The following is a 19,496-nucleotide window of genomic DNA, read 5'->3' as shown; positions in this document are numbered from 1 at the left end:
TCAGGCCGGATAGATCACGCCCTTGCGCAGGATGATGTTGCCGTAGAGGCGCGGCTCTGAGGTCTGGACGATCGTGTGGGCCGCACGCACGCGGTTGTAGAACTCGTCCCCGGCCAGCGGCACCACCTTGCGGTCCGGCTCGTGGCGGGCGCAGCAGGCGATCATCTCCTCGTGCACCGGATCGACGAGGTTCAGGTCGCCCTTGACGGTCGCACGGAAGATGGCGGCCGGGACGAAATCGTCGATCGGCAGCACGCTGAGGATCGCGTCGAGCACCGGCACGACGCCGTGTCCGTCCATGCGGATCAGCCGCCTCGCATGTTCCTGCCCGGGATAATTGCCGTCGACAAGGGCGATCTCGTCGCCATGGCCCATGGCCCTCAGCGTGTAGAGAAGGTCCGGGCTGAGCAGGGGGTCAAGCGACTTGAGCACTGTCGATATCCTTGAAGAGAACCGATTGGTCGATGAGGTAGCGTGAAAAGATTGGCAGGCTGGCGCCGCCGATGGCGCGCGCCTGCGCACCGACGGAGCCTTCGACGATCTCCGGGATGAGCACGCCCTGCAGGTCGAGCTTGCCGACCTCCCGGCGTGTGGCGTCAGTCAGCCGGGCCCGAATCCAGGCCGGGAAGCCGCCGTCGATGATCGCAGCGGAAAAATCGATGACGGAGGCAGCCGATACGATCGCCTGGGCCAGCGCTTTTGCGCTGTCCTGGATCCAGAGTTCCGTCGGCTCGCCGAAATCGATCCAGTCGTCGGCCGAATACCAGAGCGGCTGGGGATCGACGTTCCGCTTCCGCAGCATGTTTTCGAGCACGAAGATCGATGCGATCTCGAGCAGCTGTCGCGTCTCGCCGGCGGCATTGCGTACGGGCATCGAACCGAGCGCGCCGGCGGTGCCGGTCCTGCCGGTGAAGATCGACGAGTTCAGCACCACGCCGCCGCCGATGAACGAGCCGACATAGAAATAGACGAAATCGGGATAGCCGGCGCCGGCACCGAACACCAGTTCGGCGCCGCAAGCGCTGGTCGCATCGTTCTGCAGGAAGACGGGATGATGGGTCCTCGCGGCAATCTCGGCGCGCAGGTCGAAGTCGCGCCAGACATCCATCGCTTTAGGCGGAGCACCGACCTGATCGGCCCAGTTCCAGAGTTCGAAGGGCGCGGCGACGCCGACGCCGGCGATGCGCTTTCTTTGCTGGAGCTCGAGGCCGGTTTCCAGAGCGGTGATCCCCTCGACGACGAAGTCGATGATCTGCTCGGGTGTCGGAAAGGCGTAGGTGTGATGCAGCCGGGTTCGGATCCTGCCGACGAAATCCATCAGGATCAGGTCGGCGCTGCGCCGGCCGATCTTGACGCCGAAGGAGTAGACGGCATCCGGATTGAGAAACATTGGCACCGAAGGCTGGCCGATCCGGCCGCGCACGGGCTCGCCGCGGCCGAGTAGCCCGTCCTTTTCCAGCGCGCGGATGATCACGGAAACGGTTTGCGCCGACAATCCCGTGCGGCGCGTGATGTCGGCCTTCGAAAGGCTGCCGTGCCGTCGGATCAGCGACAGCACCAGCCGTTCATTGTAGGCGCGGACGCGCTCCTGATTGGAGCCGCCGCCCGGATCAAGAACCACCTGCGGTGGTGGCGTGCCGCCAGAGCCGCTGTGCGTCGACATGTCCTCGTATCCTCCCGCGCTGGCCGCGAACAAAGGGTTTTCCGCGTCGGGTCGTTCGAATGAAACTTGCAGAAGCTGTAGCCTCCAATCCCTTCAGCTTCAATTCCCTAAACCGCTCGTTGCCGCCAGTTCTTTTCTTTGATCAGCACCATGCCACAAAAAAATACTAAATCAACTGGAATTAATTATTGACAGATGTCGCCGGCGAGGCGATTAATGGCGCCGTTGTGAAGGCGATCCCGAGGAGCTGGACGCTTTCGCAAAATGAAGTTTCCGGGCCTATTGGAGCAAGCATCTTCGGGCACCGGCATAATTTGAACTCTGGGAGGATAGAATGAAAAAGTCTCTCGTGGCATCCGCGCTCGGCGCGCTGGCACTCGGTGTCGTATTCGCAGCGCCGGCAAGCGCCGCAGGTGTATCGGCATGCCTGATCACCAAGACGGACACCAACCCCTTCTTCGTCAAGATGAAGGAAGGCGCGACCGAGAAGGCCAAGGAACTCGGCGTCGACCTGAAGACCTATGCCGGCAAGATCGACGGCGACTCTGAAAGCCAGGTTGCCGCAATCGAGTCCTGCATCGCCGATGGCGCCAAGGGCATCCTGATCACCGCGTCCGACACCAAGGGCATCGTTCCCTCGGTCAAGAAGGCACGCGACGCCGGCCTGCTGGTCATCGCACTCGACACGCCGCTCGATCCGATCGACGCCGCCGACATGACGTTTGCCACCGACAACCTGGAAGCCGGCAAGCTGATCGGCGCCTGGGCAAAGGCAACGATGGGCGACAAGGTGAATGACGCCAAGGTCGGCTTCCTCGACCTGACCCCGTCGCAGCCGACGGTCGACGTCCTGCGCGACCAGGGATTCATGATGGGCTTCGGCATAGACCCGAAGGACCCGAACAAGATCGGCGACGAAGACGATCCGCGCATCGTCGGCCATGACGTGACCAACGGCAATGAAGAAGGCGGCCGCACGGCCATGGAAAACCTTCTCCAGAAGGACCCGGACATCAACGTCATCCACACCATCAACGAGCCGGCCGCTGTCGGCGCCTACCAGGCGCTCAAGGCTATCGGCAAGGAAAACGACGTCCTGATCGTGTCCGTCGACGGTGGCTGCCCGGGCGTCAAGGCTGTCGAGGAAGGCCAGATCGGCGCGACCTCCCAGCAGTATCCGCTGCTGATGGCTTCCAAGGGCATCGAGGCGATCGCTGCCTTCGCCAAGGACGGCACCAAGCCGCAGGCGACCGAAGGCAAGAACTTCTTCGACACCGGCGTGAACCTCGTCACGGACAAGCCGGCTGACGGCGTCACGTCGATCAGCGTCAAGGAAGGCCTGGAGAAGTGCTGGGGTTGATGAAGGACTGATTTAGGATCAGTCTGGACAGGGAAGGGCGGTTCCGGCCGCCCTTTTCAATAACCGGAAACAAATCCGGACGGCTCGGGAGGATTGACGCCATGGCCACGATGCAGGAGTTCGAACGGGAACTCGAAAAAAGCGACAAGAATGTCGCGTCATTCAAGCACCATACCCCGCTGCAGAAGCTGCAGCATTTCCTTCATTCCACGCCGGCCGCCGTGCCGGGGATCGTGCTGATCGCAGCGATCATCATCTTCGGCGTGCTGAAGGGCGACCGCTTCTTCTCCGCCTATACGTTGACGCTGATCCTGCAGCAGATCGCCATCGTCGGCATTCTCGCGGCCGGTCAGACGCTCGTCATCCTGGTTGCCGGTATCGACCTGTCGATCGGCGTCGTCATGGTCATCTCGACAGTGATCATGGGCAATTGCGCCGTCACATACGGTCTGCCGCCCGTCCTTGCCATCGGCATAGGCATCCTTGCCGGCGGGCTCTGCGGACTTCTGAACGGCGTCCTTGTCGCGGTGATGAAGCTGCCGCCGTTCATCGTGACGCTCGGCACCTGGTACATCGTCATGGCGACGAACTTCATCTATTCTGACAACGAGACCATCCGTGATTCCGACATCTCCGCCAATGCCGAGTTTCTGCATTTCTTCGGCATCAGCTTCAAGCTCGGCGGCGCGGTGCTGACGCTCGGCGTAGTCATGATGGTCGCCCTTGTGGGCATTCTCTGGTACGCGCTCAACCACACCGCCTGGGGCCGGCATCTCTATGCCGTCGGCGATGATCCGGATGCGGCGGAACTGTCAGGCATCCGCGTGCGCCGCGTGCTCATCTCCACCTATATGCTCGCCGGTGTCATCGCGGCACTTGCGGCCTGGGTATCGATCGGCCGCAATGGCTCGATCTCGCCCTCGGCGGCCGTCACCGAATACAATCTTCAGTCCATCACCGCCGCGGTGATCGGCGGCATCTCGCTCTTCGGCGGACGCGGCTCGATCCTCGGGACGCTGATCGGCGCGATGATCGTCGGCGTGGTCTCCATGGGCCTCAACATGCTCGGCGCCGACCCGCAGTGGAAGGTCTTCCTCACCGGCGTTCTCATTATCACGGCTGTCGCCGTCGACCAGTGGATCAGAAAGGTAGCAGCGTGATGGCAACCGAACCTCTTCTCAAGGCTCGCGGTCTGGTCAAGCGGTACGGCCGCGTCACGGCTCTCGACCAGGCGGATTTCGATCTCTATCCCGGCGAAATCCTCGCCGTGATCGGCGACAACGGCGCCGGCAAGTCCTCGCTCATCAAGGCGCTCTCCGGTGCCGTGACCCCGGACGAGGGCGAGATCCATCTGAACGGCAAGAAGGTCCGTTTCCATTCTCCGATGGAAGCGCGCGAGGCGGGCATCGAAACCGTCTACCAGAACCTTGCCCTGTCGCCGGCGCTGTCGATCGCCGACAACATGTTCCTCGGCCGCGAAATCCGCAAATCGGGATTGATGGGCTCGATGTTTCGCATGCTCGACCACAAGAAGATGCAACAGCTGGCGCGCGACAAGCTGACCGAACTCGGCCTGATGACCATCCAGAACATCAACCAGGCGGTGGAAACGCTGTCCGGCGGCCAGCGCCAGGGCGTGGCCGTGGCCCGCGCCGCGGCCTTCGGCTCGAAGGTCGTCATCATGGATGAGCCGACCGCCGCCCTCGGCGTCAAGGAATCCCGCCGCGTGCTGGAACTGATCCTCGACGTCAAGTCGCGCGGCCTGCCGATTGTGCTGATTTCGCACAACATGCCGCATGTCTTCGAAGTCGCGGACCGCATCCATGTGCACCGTCTCGGCAAGCGCCTCTGCGTCATCAATCCGAAGGACTACACCATGTCGGATGCGGTGGCCTTCATGACCGGGGCCAAGGAGCCGCCAGAGGCAAGCCTGGCTGCCTGACAAGTCTTCGATCCGGCATCGGCAGTCCCGATGCCGGATTTGTTCATGCGCCGAGAACAGCCTCTCCTGTCTACTCGGAATGGCAGAAGAAGCGGAGCGTTGTGGCACTGCTGTGCAGTATTACAGGACGATTTTCTTGCTTCGCTAAAATTTGAATGATGGGCTTCACCGTTCTTCAGGCTATCTCCATTAGAAAGAGCGTATAAGCCAGAGCGAAGCCCTAGATGGGTCGGCATGAAGCCCCCGCACTGAGCCGGAAAGCCCGGCGTTGTCTCTCTAGAAATCGATGCATCGAGCCATAGTCGCCGGCCGGTTCGCCCCAGCCCGCCGCGTCGGACGTTCGTGCAGGTCTTGTCCCGGCGCTGGCCGCCGCGGACTACATGGGGAATGACATGGCAATTCTGATCGTTGAAGACAACGCCACCAACGCTCTGATCCTCAAGCATCTCGCAAAGAAGATCGAGGCGGGCGAAATCCGCGTCGAGGCGGATCCGGGCAAGGCCCTGGCCCTGTGCCATCAGACCTTGTTCGACCTGCTCATCGTCGACCAGATGTTGCCGACCATGTCAGGCGTCCAATTCGTCAAGGCAATCAGGATGATCGACCGGTACAGACAGACGCCTGTGATCATGGTGACGGCCGATCACGGTCCGGACCTGAAGGCAAAGGCCATCGACGCCGGTGTCGACGATTTCCTGATGAAGCCGGTGGAGGCCGTCGCATTTCGCGAATTGCTGTTCACCCATCTCCATCTTCCTTCGGTCGGGCCCGGCATGAGCGCGGCGTCCTGACGGCAATCTGTCGAAATCCAAGAGGTCCATCATGAAGAAGTTCTTTACAGCATGTCTCGCTGCAGCCTGCCTGGCGGCTCCCGCCTGGGCGCTCGATGCCCCCAAGGGTGACGTGATCCTGGTCGTCAAGGGTGCCATCGCCAATACCAATGTCGACGGCACGGCGGCCTTCGACCGCGAGATGCTTGCCGCGCTGCCGGGTCGCAAGGCGTCCATGGAGACGCCCTGGACGAAGGGCAAGGTTGAGTTCTCGGGCCCGCTGCTGCGCGAGGTCCTGAAGGCCGCCGGCGCCGAAGGCCACATGCTGAAGGTGCGCGCGCTCAACGACTATGCTGCCGACGTGCCGGCCGATGATGCCAAACTCAACGTCATTCTTGCCGATCATCAGGATGGCGAGGTCATGTCCGTTCGCGACAAGGGACCTTTGATGGTGGTCTATCCGTTTGACGAGAACAAGGACCTCTACAACGAACTCTATTTCAGCCGTTCGGTCTGGCAGATCAAGGAAATCGAGGTCGTCGAGTGAAGCGGAGGGACCAAATCAGCAGCGAGGCCATTCGCCGGGCGGGAAAGGCCACTGCGGTCCTGCAGGGCGTTTCCGTCATGCTGCTGGTCGTCCTGGCCATGCTCTATTCCGATATCTCGTCCCGCTACACGTCCCTTCAGGACGGCATTCGCGAAAACACCCAGTGGTCGATCTACCAGTTGGACCGGGAGGCCAGAACGCTTGCCTTCGCCGTCGACGGCATGGTGCGTTCGCCGCAGCTGCGGACGGCCGACAATTACAAGGACATGTCCCTTCGCTACGATATCCTTTACTCGCGCATCAAGCTGATCAAGGAGACTCGCTTCGAGGAGTTCTTCGCGACCGATCGCAAGTTTGCGGACGTTGTAAGCAAGGTGGGCGACATCATATTCTCCAACGAGCCGCTCTTCGACCGGATCAACCGGAAGGTCTACCCGACGGCCGAGGAGATCACGGCACTGTCCGGCGCGGTTGCCTCGTTGACCGGACATTCCGAAAAGCTGCTGCTCTATATCAATTCGCGTTTGAGCGAGGTGCGGGCGGAGAGCCGCGAAGAGGTCTTCAAGCTCGAACGCACCTCCGCCATCATGCTTGGTCTGCTGTTTCTGTCGGTCGGCATGCTGATCGTGATGCTGCGCCGCCAGCTGAAATCCGTCCGCGCCGCCGGCCTGAAGCTTGAGCACATGGCCGACGAGCTTGGCTCCGCCTATGAGGCGGCCGACGCCGGTAACCGGGCGAAATCGCAGTTCATGGCGACCATGAGCCATGAGATCCGCACGCCGCTCAACGCCATTCTCGGCATGGCCGAATTGCTGGAACTGTCGGACCTGCCGAAGCCGGCGGCCGCCAATGTCGGCGTCATCCGTTCCTCCGGCGAGGCACTGCTGGAAATCATCAACGAGATCCTCGACTTTTCCAAGATCGAGCACGGCAATCTGGATGTGGAGTCTCGGCCTGTCGATGTGCGTGAACTCTCCGAGATGGTCGCGAAGATCGTGACGGGAAGGGCCGCGGAGCGGCGCAACCGGCTGGTCCTCGACATTCCCGATAGTCTCGAGGCGCCATGCGTCGCCACCGACCCGACCCGGCTGCGGCAGGTGCTTCTCAACCTGATGAGCAATGCCGCCAAGTTCACGGAAAACGGCCTGATCACCCTGAAGGTCAGGGAATTCGACGATGGCAATGCGTTGCGTCTGCGCTTTGAGGTGTCCGACACCGGCATCGGCATCAACGAAGAGGGCAAGAAGAAGCTGTTTCAGCCGTTCTCGCAGGTCGATGCCTCGATCAGCCGGCGTTATGGCGGCACCGGGCTGGGCCTGACCATCTGCAAGCAGATCGTCGAGCGGCTGGGCGGCAAGCTGGGTGTCGATAGCCGGATCGGCGAGGGGTCGACATTCTGGTTCGAACTGCCCGTCACGCGTACCGTCGCAGAGGAAACCTGCAGCCACGAACGCGCCGAGCGGGCCGAGGGACCTCTTTCGCGTCGCCGCGTTCTCCTCGTCGAGGACAATCGCGTCAACCAGCAGGTCGCCATGCGCTTTCTGGACCGGCTTGGGCAGGAGGTCGTGGTTGCGGCGAACGGCGCCGAAGCCGTGGACATGGCTACGAACGCGAAGTTCGACCTCATCCTGATGGACATGCAAATGCCTGTGATGGACGGCATTCAGGCGACGACCGAGATCAGGCAGGGCAACGGATTGAACGCCCGGACCGCGATCGTCGCGATGACCGCAAATGCGTCGGACGACGACAGGGAAAAATGCCGGCAGGCCGGCATGCAGGCCTTCGAGTCGAAGCCGATTTCCCTCGATCGCCTGCGCGGCATCCTGGCCGTTCACGCCTCGGCTTCAGCGGAAGACGCAGGCGCAGCCATAGCTGAAGAAGCGCTGCAGGCGGCCGCTTCGGTCTCGACGGACGACGCACTGAATGCAGCGCCGCGCGGCGAAGACTTCGATCGTGCCCGCCGCGACGAGCTGACGGAGGCTCTGGGTGAAGAGATATTCGAGGAGCTTCTGGACTCCTATTTCACTGATGCCGCCGAGCTTCTCGACGAGTTGCATGTGGCACTCGCCAATGGCGATACCGGCGGCATCGACAAGGGCCTTCACACATTGAAGGGCATGGCCGCCAACCTCGGCTTCAAAGGCGTTGCCAGCATGGCCGAACAGCTTCGCGGCAAGCAACCCGCAATCGCCGACATCGAATACCTGGCGGAAAAGATCGAGGCCCATCGGCCGGATCAGGCAGCCTGAGCAAAAGATTTTACAAGGGAGGCAACAAGCCCATGCGCATCCTCATCGTCGACGACAACAAGACCAGCCTCAAGCTTCTCGTGCATCTCGCCGGCAAGATCGAAGGGTGCGAAATCGTCGCCTTTTCCACGCCGGACGAGGCGCTCGGTGCCTTGCCCGATCTCGACCTCGATCTGGCCATCCTCGATTACCAGATGCCCACTTACAATGGCGTCGAACTCTATACCGAGATCGTCCGCTTTGAAAAATACGCGCAGATGCCGGTGGTCTTCGTGACCGCGGATACCGACCAGGCAACGCGCATGGAGGCGCTGAACGCCGGCGCGATCGATTTCCTGATGAAGCCGGTCAATCCGCTCGAATTCAACGCGCGCGTCCACAACATCGTCAATCTTGCCCGCGCCCGCAGCGAGCTTCAGAAGCGCGCCGAATGGCTGCGCACCGAGGTCGAGAAGACCGTGAAGGAGTTGCGCGAGCGTGAGGAGGAGATCATCCAGCGTCTGACGCTTGCGGCCGGATACAAGGATCCGGACACGGCGCATCACACGCTGCGTGTCGCCGCCTATGCCGAAGCGATTGCCGCCGAGCTCGGCCTGCCGGAAGATCTCTGCCGCGACATCAAGCTGGCGGCGCCCATGCACGACATCGGCAAGGTCGCCATTCCCGATACGGTCCTTCTCAAACAGGGCAAGTTGACCGAGGCGGAATACCGGCAGATGCAATGCCATGCGTTGGTCGGAAGCGACATTCTCGGCCGGTCCCACTCCTCGCTGCTGCAGCTGGCTGCGGAAATCGCTGCAAGCCATCATGAACGCTGGGACGGGCAGGGTTATCCCAACCGCATTGCCGGAGAGGAGATCCCGCTTGCCGGCCGCATCGTCTGCATTGCCGACAATTTCGACGCCCTGACATCCGAGCGGCCGTACAAGTCGGCGTGGCCCTTCGACCGGACGGTCGCCCACATTCTCGCTCGCGCCGGATCGCAGTTCGATCCCGGATGCGTGGCCGCATTCGAGCGTGCCCTGCCGAAGATCCGGGCGATCAGGGACGAGGACATGGCGCTCCAGGAAACGGAACTCACGCTCGCCGCGAAGTATCGGGAAGCCGTCTGAGGATCAGTTCCGGATTGTTTTCCGGCGCTCGAAAATGTTATGGCCCGACTGACAGTGACATCAGCCGGAGATAGCCGATCATGCAACGCCTCACCATCCGCCGCCCAGACGATTGGCACCTGCACCTGCGCGATGGCGAGATGTTGAAGGGCGTGATCGGCGACACCAGCCGGCATTTCGCCCGCGCCATCATCATGCCCAATCTCGTGCCGCCGGTCGTCACCACCGCCGATGCGCTCGCCTACAAGGCGCGCATCCTCGATGCCATCCCCGCGGGCGACCGCTTCGCGCCGCTGATGACCCTCTACCTCACGGAGGGGACCAATGCGGACGACGTGGAGGAAGGCAGGAAGAGCGGGCTGATCAACGCCGTGAAGCTCTATCCGGCCGGCGCCACCACCAATTCCCATGGCGGCGTTCGCGATTTCGACAAGGTCATGCCGGTGCTGGAGCGCATGGCGAAGATCGGTCTGCCGCTATGCGTCCATGGCGAGGTCACGACGCCGGAAGTCGACATCTTCGACCGCGAGGCGGTGTTCATCGAAACCGTCCTGGATCCGCTGCGCAGCCGGGTACCGGAACTGAAGGTCACGATGGAGCACGTGACCACCAAGGACGGCATCGACTATATCAAGTCGTCTGCCGGCAATCTCGCCGGCACGCTCACCACCCATCACCTGATCATCAACCGCAACGCCATCCTGGTTGGCGGCATCAAGCCGCACTACTACTGCCTGCCGGTCGCCAAGCGCGAGAGCCACCGCCTTGCGCTGAGGGCGGCTGCCGTTTCCGGCGATCCGCGCTTCTTCCTCGGCACCGACTCGGCCCCGCATGTCGACCCGCTGAAGGAATGCGCCTGCGGTTGCGCCGGCATCTACACCTCCGTCAACACGATGAGCTGCCTCGCCCATGTCTTCGAAGAGGAGGGCGCGCTGGACAAGCTCGAAGCCTTCGCCTCGCTGAACGGCCCCGCTTGGTACGGGCTGACGCCGAACGAGGAGACGATCACGCTCGTCAAGCGCAACTCTCCGGTCGAATTTCCGCAGAAGATAGAGACCGGCGCGGGCCCCGTCACGGTCTTCGATCCGATGTTCCCGCTGCACTGGGATGTCGAGTAGTGATCTCCGTTCGCCAGGCGACGGCGGACGATTTCGAGTGTCTGCTGCCCCTGATGCTGGACATGGAACGCCATTATCTGGGCGAGGCGGCTGTCGCCGAACATGATGCTCGCCAGCGCCTGTTCCGCATCTTGAACGACAATCCGCCCGATTGCTTCCTCGTTGCCTTCGACGGTGACGAGGGCATCGGCTTCGCCACTCTCTACGAGACCTTTCCCGGCCTTCACCTCAACAACACCTGGTTCATGAAGGAACTTTACGTCCGTGCCGGTTCTCGGGGGCGTGGCGTCGGCAGGTTGCTGGTCGAAGCAGCCGGCGGCGAGGTTTGCCGTCGTGGCGGCACGCGGCTGGAATTCACCGCCGAGACGGACAATTCCGGGGCGCGGCGTTTCTACGAAAACCTGGGTGCCCGCCAGCAGCCCAAGGTCGTCTACCGCTTTGAAGGCGAAAATCTCCATAAGCTAAGGGGCTAGCGCCTCGGTCTTCCGTTTTGGTCGAAGCCTGGACAGGAGCTTGAGCGGCTCCTGACGCCCCGCCTTGATGTCGTGATTCCGACAGGATCGGTCCACGGAATCTGGGCGCAGGTGCGCTGCTTGAGGTCGTCTCCCGCAATCCCGGTCTCCCATGTTTTCAGCCTGAATCGTGAAGCGTCCGACAGCATTTTCGGAGCCTGTTTTGCCGCGGCACAGGTTTCATCTAGCCGTTGCTTGTCAAGCCTTAACCATAAATAAAATCCTTAAAACTTTATTAAAACTAAGTATATCCTGCGCATCTCCTTGTTTTTCAAGGTTAACCATATATTAAACTCCGATTGCAACTTAAAATTAGTTGTGGATAATACTTCATTACCGGGGATGGACCGGTATTTGTTTTGCGTAGGAGTGGAATTCATGGGTAAGATTGTCTCGGGGTGCGTCACTTCCCCAAGTAGAGAAAGTACTTCAAGCAGAAAGATCGTCGTTTCGACTTTTGTCGCCGCATTTGCATTCGCGACGATCGGTACAATGCCTGCATTTTATTCGTCGGCGGCATATGCTGCCGAACGGGGAGACCAACAGCAGCAGTCTGGTGGCCAGCAGAACGGTGGGCAGCAGCAGTCTGGCGGCCCGCAGAACGGTGGCCAGCAGCAGTCTGGTGGCCCGCAGAATGGTGGGCAGCAGCAGTCTGGCGGTCCGCAGAACGGCGGCCAGCAGCAGTCTGGCGGCCCGCAGAACGGTGGGCAGCAGCAGTCTGGTGGTCCGCAGAATGGTGGGCAGCAGCAGTCTGGCGGCCCGCAGAATGGTGGGCAGCAGCAGTCTGGTGGTCCGCAGAACGGCGGCCAGCATCAGTCTGGCGGCCCGCAGAACGGTGGACAGCAGCAGCCGGGTCCGCAGCCGATGTTCGGCGGTCGTGACGACAAGAAGCCGGGCAACGACAGAGGCTTCGGCGACAAGCGCGGTCCGCAGCCGATGTTTGGTGGCCGTGACGGCGGCAAGTCCGACGGCAAGCGCGGCGGCTTCGAGGGCAAGCCTGGGCAGAAGCCGATGTTCGGCAACCGCGAAGACAACAAGCGCGGCGGCGGCAAGAACTTCCGTGGTCCGTCAGGCGGGAAGCCGATGCACGCCAGCAATGAACGTCGTCATCGCGGCGGGGAATGGGGCGGACAAAAGCCCGGCCCGCAGAAGATGGGCGGTCATCGCGAAGGCCCGAAGGGCAAGGACTTCAAGAAGCCCGGCAATCGCCCGGTCAAGTCGTCCGGTCCGCGCAATTGGGGCGATATCAAGCCGATGTTCCCCGGCAAGGACTGGAACAAGAAGCCGGAGATCAAGGAGCGTCCTCACCACAAGCCGTTCCACAAGGTCGAGGGCAAGCGGCCCGGTCACAAGAAGCACCACATGATGAAGCCGCCGCATCGCAAGCATCACGTGATGAAGCCGCATCACAAGCACCGCCATCACTGGAAGCATCATCGTCACCACTGGAAGCCTCACCACAAGCCGGTGCCGGTCGTTGCGACGATTGATACCGGTGCGGGCAGCGGTGCCACCTGCTTCTACTACGTCAAGAAGCTTCCGGAAAATCGCATTCCGGGCTGCGACTATGTCGTTCTGAAGTAGGCTTTCAGGCCACGAGAATGAAAAGGCCCGCGTGAAGCGGGCCTTTTCCATATGAGGGATACTGCCGGGCCGCCCTCAAAGGGGCGCAAAACCTGGCGGCACCTGCGAGTTCAACCGCCCATCATGTGCGGGAACAGCCCGGTCAGGCCGATCAGGATGAGATAGATCGCCACCACGTAATTGAGGATGCGCGGTGCGACCAGGATCAGGATGCCGGCGATCAGGGCGATGATCGGCTGGATGTAAACGGCGGAAATCATGTCAGTGTTCCTTCTTCATAAGGTTGCTTCAACGGGTATCAGCCGGCATCCGCCGGGGTCGGTGCGCTGCGCGCATGGTCGAAGGCTTCCCTGAGCTTGCCTTCCTGGGATGTGTCGAGGTTGGTGCGCAGGATACGGCCGCCATGCATGCTCAGCTTGTCGATCACCTTGTCGGAGGAGGCGCGCTCGGCGAGGATGAAGAGCGCGGCCTGGCCAGGCTGCAGGACACCCGCGACATCCTTCATGAAATTGTCGGAGATGCCGTAGTCGGTCAGTGCGCCGGCAAGAGCTCCGGTCGCCGTCCCGGCGGCAAGTCCGATCAGCGGGTTGAAGAAGATGAGGCCGGCGAGGATGCCCCAGAAGGCCCCGCCGCTGGCACCGACCGCCCACATGTGGACCATCTGGTTGAGCTTGACCTTACCGTCTGCTCCGGCGGAGGCGACCACGGCGTCCTTGATCTCCACCAGATATTCCTTCGAAAGGCCGTAGAGCGTCTCGCGGGCCTGTTCTGCCTGTGATTCCGTATTGTAACCAATGACTATCAGCTCGGACATCGCGGTTCCTTTCCGTCATCGTCCCATCGTCGGGATATACAACTGACTTGGCGTCGTTTTGTTGCATTTGAAAGGGCTGAATGCGTTAAACTTTGTTCATGAAGCCAGCCACGCTTCTGGAATACCGTCGCGCATCCTGCTATGCGCTGTCCAGTCCATGGCTTTGCAAGGAGCGCCGATGTTTCAGAACTCGTTTCCCGATCGCGCCGAGATGGCGTCTCTCGTGGCCCGGATGCTCTGGGAGATCAAGGCGGTGCATTTCAGCGCCGACAAGCCCTACAAGCTCGCCTCGGGAATGATGAGCCCGGTCTACATCGACTGCCGCAAGCTGATCTCCTATCCGCGCATCCGTTCGGCGGTGATGGACTTTGCCGCATCCACCGTGCTGCGCGAGGCGGGTTTCGAACAGTTCGATTGCGTTGCCGGGGGGGAGACGGCCGGCATCCCCTTTGCCGCCTTTCTGGCCGATCGCCTCGGCCTGCCGATGATCTACGTCCGCAAGCAGCCGAAGGGTCATGGCCGCAACGCCCAGATCGAGGGCCATATGCCCGAAGGCGCCCGGGTCCTTGTGATCGAGGATCTGACCACGGCCGGCGGTTCCATGTTCAAGTTCATCGACGCCATCCGCGCCGCCGGCGGCATCGTCGACCATGGCATGGCGCTCTTCTATTATGGTATCTTTCCGGAGGCCGGCGAGCGCTTCGTCAACGGCAAGGTCAAGCTGCACCACATCTCCACATGGCGCGAGGTCCTGGCCGCCGCCCGCCAGGACAAGCTGTTCGACGAGGCGACGCTGACCTCTGTCGCGGCCTTCCTCGATGCGCCGCTCAAATGGTCGGCCGAGCACGGCGGCGTGTCGGAACTCCCGACCCAGTAAGCCGTTGCCTATGCAGGCATAAAATGCTGGCCTTTGTCGGGATAGTGACTTAAATCGATTGAAATTCATTCGTTGGGAGAGAGACTATGATCCTATGCTGTGGCGAAGCCCTGATCGACATGCTGCCGCGTGAAACGACCAAGGGTGAGAATGGCTTTGCGCCATATGCCGGCGGCGCGGTCTTCAACACGGCGATCGCGCTCGGCCGTCTCGGCGTGCCGACGGCATTCTTCACCGGTCTCTCCGACGACATGATGGGCGACATCCTGCAGAAGGCGCTGAAGGCGTCGAATGTCGATGCGTCGCCCTGCGCCATCTCCTCGCGGCCGACGACGATCGCCTTCGTCAAGCTGACCAATGGCAGCGCGTCCTATGCGTTCTACGACGAGAACACCGCCGGTCGGATGATCACCGAAGACGATCTTCCGGATCTCGGCGACGATTGCGAGGCGCTGCATTTCGGTGCGATCAGCCTGATTTCGGAACCCTGCGGCTCGACCTACGAGGCGCTGATGGCCCGCGAACACGACCGCCGTGTCATCTCGCTCGACCCCAATATCCGCCCAGGCTTCATCAAGGACAAGGTGGCGCACATGCAGCGCATCAACCGCATGGCGGCCATGTCGGACATCGTCAAGTTTTCCGATGAGGACCTGGAATGGTTCGGCATGACCGGCAGCCAGGAGGACCTTGCCCGCCACTGGCTCGATCACGGCGCCAAGCTGTTGATCATCACCAAGGGCGCAGATGGCGCGGATGGCTACACGAAGGATTTCAAGGTCTCGGTGCCGGGCGTCAAAGCCGAGGTGGTCGACACGGTCGGCGCCGGCGATACATTCGATGCGGGCGTATTGGCGTCTTTGAAGCGCAATAACCTTCTGACGAAGGAAAAGGTGGCGTCGCTCAGCGAAGAGGCGGTGCGCGATGCGCTGTCGCTGGCCGCCAAGGCCGCCGCCGTCACGGTCTCCCGCGCCGGCGCCAATCCGCCCTGGGCGAATGAAATCGGCCTCTGAGGCGACGGTCGATCAGAATTCGACCTCGAGCTCGATCATCTCGTCTTCCTCGCCGGCTGCCCCTTCGGCCCATTCCTGCATCAGGTCCCAGTTGAGAATCAGGTTGCAGTAGTCGGACAGCCGGTCGTCCAGCTCCACGGCATAGGTGCGGAAGCGCGAGCACACCGGCGCGAACATGGCGTCGGCCATGTTGGGTGCCGTGCCGAACAGATACGGCCCGCCATACTGGTCCAGGCACTCGTTCCAGATTTCCTTGATCCGCTCGATGTCCGGCCGCGCGCCGGAAAAGATCTTGAAGCGCTCGTGCCGCGCCTTGATGTTCATCGGCAGGGCCGAGCGGAGATTGTGGAAACCGGAATGCATTTCGCCGCAGATCGCCCGGCAATGCGCCCGGACCGCCTGGTCATAGGGCAGCAGGCCCGCGGTCGGTGCATATTCGGCGGCATATTCGGCGATCGCCAGCGTATCCCAGACGGTGACGTAGCCATGGGTCAGCCGCGGCACGAGGACGGAGGGTGACAAGAGCAGCAGTTCCTGCCGGTTCTTCTCGTCCGGCTTCGCCATCACCTCGGTGAAGGAGAGGCCCGCCATGCGGCAGAGCAGCCAGCCGCGCAGCGACCAGGAGGAATAGTTCTTCGAGGAGATGGTCAGCGTTCCGTGCAACATGATCCGCCCTTTTTCGCGCCTTTTCGATATCGTCACTATTCTCTGGCAAGTTGGTCAAAGATGCACTAGTTTTTGTGCATTGCACAAGACGAAAAAGGATGCCCCCTCATGCTTTATCAGGTCTACCAGTTCCAGGACGACTTGGTTGGACCTTTTCGCGAACTGGCGCGGCTGTGGATGCGCTTCGGCAACTGGGGCGTCAGCGGCGTCGGGCAGGGTGCAAATCAGCATTTCCTCGCCGCCATGGAACTCATCTCCCGCTTCAAGCTCAGCCACGAGCGTCCCGACTTCGGTATCGGCGAGGTGATGAGCGGTAACACGATGACGCCCGTGCGCGAGGAGGTGGCGCTGTCGCTTCCCTTTGGCAATCTCCTGCATTTCGTCAAGGAGACCGAGGCCGAGCAGCCGAAGGTGCTGGTCGTCGCGCCGCTCTCCGGTCACTTCTCGACGCTGCTGGCCGGAACGGTGAAGACGCTCCTGCGCGACCACGACGTCTACATCACCGACTGGACGAATGCCCGGGACGTGCCCTTGAGCGCCGGCGCGTTCGGCGTCGAGGATTACGTCGAATACATCATTCGTTTCCTTGAAGAGATGGGCCCGGGCGCGCATGTGCTGTCCGTCTGTCAGCCCTGCGTCCAGACGCTCGCCGCCGTCGCGGTTATGTCTCAGGACGACCATCCGGCGACGCCCCGTTCGATGACGCTGATGGCAGGGCCGGTCGATCCGCGCGAAAGCCCGACGGAAGTCAACGAATTCGCGGTCAAGAAGTCGCTCGCCTGGTTCGAGCATTCGGTCATCACCACCGTGCCGTGGCGCTTCAAGGGCGGCGGCCGCAAGGTCTATCCGGGCTTCCTGCAGCTGGTCGCCTTCATGGCCATGAACATCGACCGCCACCGCACCGCTCACCAGAACCTCTACGAATATCTGGCCAAGGGCGAGACCGAGAAGGCGGAGAAGATCAAGACCTTCTACGACGAGTATTTCGCCGTGCTCGACCTGACCGAGGAATTCTACATCGAGACGATCGACCGCGTCTTCCACAAGGCGGAGCTGGCGAACGGCACCTTCATGTATCGCGGCCGCCTGGTCGATCCGGGCGCGATCCGCAAGACGGCGCTGTTGACGGTGGAAGGCGGCCGCGACGACATTTGTGGCATGGGCCAGACGGCCGCCGCCCACGATCTCTGCAATTCGCTGCGCCCGCACCTGCGCCGTCACCACCTGCAGGCCAATGTCGGCCATTACGGCGTGTTCAACGGCCGCAAATGGGACGGCGAGATCTATCCGGTGGTCCGCAACCATATTCTGGCGATGGAGTAGGAAACTCACCTCTCCCCTTGCGGGAGAGGATACAAAATCATGACCTTAGCATCGCTAAGTCATAGATTTTGTTGGTGAGGGGGTGAAATGCGGTCAGCGCCGCCGATGAAACGATCCTGTGAATCGTTTCAAGTATTGAACGCCCGACGCCATGCGAAGAGCCGGGGTATCGACTTGCTCCGCCGCACCGACCCCCTCTCTTGGAATTTCTAACACTTAGCTAAAGCTAAGATATTGAAATTCCATTCTCCCCCGCCAGGGGGGAGATGGGAGGCTGCGGCTTAACCCTTACGTGATATCAGCGTCTTGACCAGCCCGGCCGTCGAGCTGTCGAGGTCGCCGCCGTCGGTCTTGCCTTCGACGGCCGGCAAAAGGCCGGTTGCCAGTTCCTTGCCGAGCTCGACGCCCCACTGGTCGAAGGAGTTGATGCCAAACAGAACGCCTTCGACGAAGACACGGTGCTCGTAGAGGGCGATCAGGCGGCCGAGCGCGAACGGCGTCAGCTTATCGTAGACAAAGGTGATCGACGGACGGTTGCCGGTAAAGACGCGGTGCGGGGCGATGAAGTCGGCCTGCTTGTCGTCCATGCCCTTGGCGGTCAGCTGTGCCTTGGCTTCGGCAAGCGTGCGGCCCTTGAGCAGCGCCTGGCTCTGGGCAAGGCAATTGGCCATCAGCAGCTCGTGCTGGTGGCGAAGCTCCGGCTCGAAGCCGTTGGCGGCGATCATGAACTCGATCGGGATGATCGAGGTGCCCTGGTGCAGGAGCTGGAAGAAGGCGTGCTGGCCGTTGGTGCCGGGCTCGCCCCAGACGACGGGCCCGCTTTCACCCTTGACCGGCGTGCCGTCGACGGTGACGCCCTTGCCGTTCGATTCCATGTCGAGCTGCTGCAGATAGGCCGGGAAGCGCGACAGACGCTGGTCGTAAGGGATGATCGCCCGGGAGCCGTAGCCGAGCACGTTGCGGTGATAATAGCCGATCAGGCCGAGCAGCATCGGCAGGTTCTTCTCCGCCGGCGCCTCGCGGAAATGCCGGTCCATGGCATGCGCGCCGTCTAGGAACTTGCCGAAGTTGTCGGGGCCGATCGCGATCATCAGCGGCAGGCCGATCGCCGACCAGATGGAGTAGCGTCCGCCCACCCAGTCCCAGAAACCGAAGACGCGGTCCGCATCGATGCCGAAGGCGGCGACCTTGTCGAGCGCGGTGGAGACGGCGGCGAAGTGGTGCTTGACGGCGGCCTCGCCGAGCGCCTTGGCGACGAAGTCGCGGGCGGTCTTCGCGTTGGTCATCGTCTCGATCGTCGTGAAGGTCTTCGAGGCGATGATGAAGAGCGTGGTTTCGGCCGAGAGCGTCTTCAGCGTGTCGGCAATATGGGCGCCGTCGACATTGGAGACGAAATGCAGGCGCGGGCCGTCATGGAAGGGCGCGAGCGCCAGCGTCGCCATCACCGGGCCGAGATCGGACCCGCCGATGCCGATGTTGACGACGTCGGTGATCTTGCGGCCGGTAGCCCCTGCAAGCTTGCCCGAGCGGATGCCATCGGAAAACGCGCCCATGGCATCGAGCACGCCGTTGACGTCCGGCATCACATCCTTGCCGTCGACCATCACCGGCTTGTTGGAGCGGTTGCGCAACGCCGTGTGCAGCACGGCCCGGTCCTCGGTGAAGTTGATCGCTTCACCCGCAAACATCTTGTCGCGCTTGGCGGCAACCCCGCCCTTGTCGGCGAGCTCGATGAGCCCGGCCATGATCTCGGCATTCACAGCGCATTTGGAGTAGTCCATCAGGAGGTCGTCGAAGGCGGCGCTGAAATGGGCGAACCGGTCCGGATCTGCGGCAAAGGCGGCGCGGATGTCGGTGGCGGCGGTCGACGCGACGGTCTTCTTCAGCGCTTCAACGATGGACTGCATGGGGCATCTCCTTGATAGTCTTGTCGCCGCGAAACT

At 61.9% G+C, this 19,496-nt stretch carries 19 protein-coding genes; 13 read left to right on the top strand and 6 right to left on the bottom strand.

Translation table 11 applies throughout. The features are described from left to right. Both ACU5AZ_RS07865 and ACU5AZ_RS07860 read right to left on the bottom strand, forming a co-directional pair. On the bottom strand, positions 1-432 hold the full coding sequence (locus ACU5AZ_RS07865; RefSeq protein ID WP_446825454.1) for an RbsD/FucU family protein: 432 nt from the start codon (positions 430-432) through the stop codon (positions 1-3). After that, positions 416-1,663, bottom strand: coding sequence for an ROK family transcriptional regulator (locus ACU5AZ_RS07860; RefSeq protein ID WP_446825453.1), 1,248 nt, complete (start codon positions 1,661-1,663; stop codon positions 416-418). Before ACU5AZ_RS07860 ends, ACU5AZ_RS07865 begins: the two co-directional genes overlap by 17 nt. A 334-nt stretch (positions 1,664-1,997) precedes the next feature. On the opposite strand from ACU5AZ_RS07860, the gene ACU5AZ_RS07855 reads away from it, so the two are divergent. The 10 genes from ACU5AZ_RS07855 to ACU5AZ_RS07810 all read left to right on the top strand — a co-directional run bounded on the left by ACU5AZ_RS07855 (position 1,998) and on the right by ACU5AZ_RS07810 (position 12,860). Next, complete coding sequence (locus ACU5AZ_RS07855) at positions 1,998-3,023, top strand: substrate-binding domain-containing protein (protein WP_446825452.1); 1,026 nt, start codon at positions 1,998-2,000, stop codon at positions 3,021-3,023. Between the two features lie 101 nt (positions 3,024-3,124). Then, positions 3,125-4,183, top strand: coding sequence for an ABC transporter permease (locus tag ACU5AZ_RS07850; RefSeq protein WP_446825451.1), 1,059 nt, complete (start codon positions 3,125-3,127; stop codon positions 4,181-4,183). Further along, positions 4,183-4,965 carry an ATP-binding cassette domain-containing protein gene (locus ACU5AZ_RS07845; RefSeq protein WP_446825450.1) on the top strand — a complete coding sequence of 261 codons (783 nt, stop codon included), beginning with the start codon at positions 4,183-4,185 and terminating at the stop codon, positions 4,963-4,965. Before ACU5AZ_RS07850 ends, ACU5AZ_RS07845 begins: the two co-directional genes overlap by 1 nt. 392 nt (positions 4,966-5,357) lie before the next feature. Continuing rightward, positions 5,358-5,756, top strand: coding sequence for a response regulator (locus ACU5AZ_RS07840; RefSeq protein ID WP_446825449.1), 399 nt, complete (start codon positions 5,358-5,360; stop codon positions 5,754-5,756). Positions 5,757-5,787: 31 nt separating this feature from the next. Further along, positions 5,788-6,282 carry a molybdopterin-dependent oxidoreductase gene (locus tag ACU5AZ_RS07835; protein ID WP_446825448.1) on the top strand — a complete coding sequence of 165 codons (495 nt, stop codon included), beginning with the start codon at positions 5,788-5,790 and terminating at the stop codon, positions 6,280-6,282. Continuing rightward, positions 6,279-8,534, top strand: coding sequence for an ATP-binding protein (locus tag ACU5AZ_RS07830; RefSeq protein ID WP_446825447.1), 2,256 nt, complete (start codon positions 6,279-6,281; stop codon positions 8,532-8,534). The genes ACU5AZ_RS07835 and ACU5AZ_RS07830 overlap by 4 nt, the downstream gene beginning before the upstream one ends. Positions 8,535-8,566: 32 nt before the next feature. Then, the gene (locus tag ACU5AZ_RS07825; RefSeq protein ID WP_446825446.1) at positions 8,567-9,646 is read left to right on the top strand and encodes a response regulator; all 1,080 of its coding nucleotides are present in this window, start codon (positions 8,567-8,569) and stop codon (positions 9,644-9,646) included. An 80-nt stretch (positions 9,647-9,726) separates the two neighbouring features. Further along, positions 9,727-10,764, top strand: a complete 1,038-nt coding sequence (gene pyrC / locus ACU5AZ_RS07820) for a dihydroorotase (RefSeq protein WP_446825445.1) — start codon at positions 9,727-9,729, stop codon at positions 10,762-10,764. Then, positions 10,764-11,237, top strand: a complete 474-nt coding sequence (locus ACU5AZ_RS07815) for an N-acetyltransferase family protein (protein WP_446825444.1) — start codon at positions 10,764-10,766, stop codon at positions 11,235-11,237. The genes pyrC and ACU5AZ_RS07815 overlap by 1 nt, the downstream gene beginning before the upstream one ends. A 531-nt stretch (positions 11,238-11,768) precedes the next feature. Further along, a complete protein-coding gene (locus ACU5AZ_RS07810; protein ID WP_446825443.1) occupies positions 11,769-12,860 on the top strand; it encodes a hypothetical protein in 1,092 nt (363 codons plus the stop codon). 110 nt (positions 12,861-12,970) lie between these two features. Here ACU5AZ_RS07810 and ACU5AZ_RS07805 read toward each other — a convergent pair whose 3' ends face one another. Next, entirely contained in the window at positions 12,971-13,120 is a 150-nt protein-coding gene (locus ACU5AZ_RS07805) for a DUF3096 domain-containing protein (protein ID WP_446825442.1), read from the bottom strand. A gap of 38 nt (positions 13,121-13,158) precedes the next feature. Continuing rightward, positions 13,159-13,674, bottom strand: coding sequence for a DUF1269 domain-containing protein (locus ACU5AZ_RS07800; RefSeq protein ID WP_446825441.1), 516 nt, complete (start codon positions 13,672-13,674; stop codon positions 13,159-13,161). 178 nt (positions 13,675-13,852) lie between these two features. Between ACU5AZ_RS07800 and ACU5AZ_RS07795 the strand changes: the two genes are divergently transcribed. Further along, positions 13,853-14,551: an orotate phosphoribosyltransferase gene (locus ACU5AZ_RS07795; RefSeq protein ID WP_446825440.1), complete on the top strand. Its 699-nt coding sequence runs from the start codon at positions 13,853-13,855 to the stop codon at positions 14,549-14,551. An 86-nt stretch (positions 14,552-14,637) separates the two neighbouring features. Next, complete coding sequence (locus tag ACU5AZ_RS07790) at positions 14,638-15,564, top strand: carbohydrate kinase family protein (RefSeq protein WP_446825439.1); 927 nt, start codon at positions 14,638-14,640, stop codon at positions 15,562-15,564. 12 nt (positions 15,565-15,576) lie between these two features. Here the strand turns inward: ACU5AZ_RS07790 and ACU5AZ_RS07785 are convergent, their stop codons facing one another. Beyond that, positions 15,577-16,230, bottom strand: coding sequence for a glutathione S-transferase (locus ACU5AZ_RS07785; protein WP_446825438.1), 654 nt, complete (start codon positions 16,228-16,230; stop codon positions 15,577-15,579). Positions 16,231-16,338: 108 nt separating this feature from the next. Here ACU5AZ_RS07785 and ACU5AZ_RS07780 point away from each other — a divergent pair, with 108 nt between their 5' ends. Beyond that, positions 16,339-17,553 carry a polyhydroxyalkanoate depolymerase gene (locus ACU5AZ_RS07780; protein ID WP_446825437.1) on the top strand — a complete coding sequence of 405 codons (1,215 nt, stop codon included), beginning with the start codon at positions 16,339-16,341 and terminating at the stop codon, positions 17,551-17,553. A 281-nt stretch (positions 17,554-17,834) separates the two neighbouring features. On the opposite strand, the gene pgi is transcribed toward ACU5AZ_RS07780, so the two are convergent. Next, a complete protein-coding gene (gene pgi, locus ACU5AZ_RS07775; RefSeq protein ID WP_446825436.1) occupies positions 17,835-19,460 on the bottom strand; it encodes a glucose-6-phosphate isomerase in 1,626 nt (541 codons plus the stop codon). Between the last annotated feature and the right edge of the window lie 36 nt (positions 19,461-19,496).

The organism is Rhizobium sp. PAMB 3182, from assembly GCF_052908355.1.
Note: the sequence above shows the minus strand (reverse complement) of the source record. Positions and strands in the feature narration are given on the sequence as shown.

Coding starts and splice junctions, on each gene's coding strand:
- ACU5AZ_RS07855 (WP_446825452.1), top strand. CDS start 1,998: ATGAAAAAGTCTCTCGTGGCATCCGCGCTCGGCGCGCTGGCACTCGGT.
- ACU5AZ_RS07785 (WP_446825438.1), bottom strand. CDS start 16,230: ATGTTGCACGGAACGCTGACCATCTCCTCGAAGAACTATTCCTCCTGG.
- pgi (WP_446825436.1), bottom strand. CDS start 19,460: ATGCAGTCCATCGTTGAAGCGCTGAAGAAGACCGTCGCGTCGACCGCC.
- ACU5AZ_RS07825 (WP_446825446.1), top strand. CDS start 8,567: ATGCGCATCCTCATCGTCGACGACAACAAGACCAGCCTCAAGCTTCTC.
- ACU5AZ_RS07810 (WP_446825443.1), top strand. CDS start 11,769: ATGCCTGCATTTTATTCGTCGGCGGCATATGCTGCCGAACGGGGAGAC.
- ACU5AZ_RS07850 (WP_446825451.1), top strand. CDS start 3,125: ATGGCCACGATGCAGGAGTTCGAACGGGAACTCGAAAAAAGCGACAAG.
- pyrC (WP_446825445.1), top strand. CDS start 9,727: ATGCAACGCCTCACCATCCGCCGCCCAGACGATTGGCACCTGCACCTG.
- ACU5AZ_RS07845 (WP_446825450.1), top strand. CDS start 4,183: ATGGCAACCGAACCTCTTCTCAAGGCTCGCGGTCTGGTCAAGCGGTAC.
- ACU5AZ_RS07790 (WP_446825439.1), top strand. CDS start 14,638: ATGATCCTATGCTGTGGCGAAGCCCTGATCGACATGCTGCCGCGTGAA.
- ACU5AZ_RS07840 (WP_446825449.1), top strand. CDS start 5,358: ATGGCAATTCTGATCGTTGAAGACAACGCCACCAACGCTCTGATCCTC.
- ACU5AZ_RS07835 (WP_446825448.1), top strand. CDS start 5,788: ATGAAGAAGTTCTTTACAGCATGTCTCGCTGCAGCCTGCCTGGCGGCT.
- ACU5AZ_RS07780 (WP_446825437.1), top strand. CDS start 16,339: ATGCTTTATCAGGTCTACCAGTTCCAGGACGACTTGGTTGGACCTTTT.
- ACU5AZ_RS07800 (WP_446825441.1), bottom strand. CDS start 13,674: ATGTCCGAGCTGATAGTCATTGGTTACAATACGGAATCACAGGCAGAA.
- ACU5AZ_RS07805 (WP_446825442.1), bottom strand. CDS start 13,120: ATGATTTCCGCCGTTTACATCCAGCCGATCATCGCCCTGATCGCCGGC.
- ACU5AZ_RS07795 (WP_446825440.1), top strand. CDS start 13,853: ATGTTTCAGAACTCGTTTCCCGATCGCGCCGAGATGGCGTCTCTCGTG.
- ACU5AZ_RS07860 (WP_446825453.1), bottom strand. CDS start 1,663: ATGTCGACGCACAGCGGCTCTGGCGGCACGCCACCACCGCAGGTGGTT.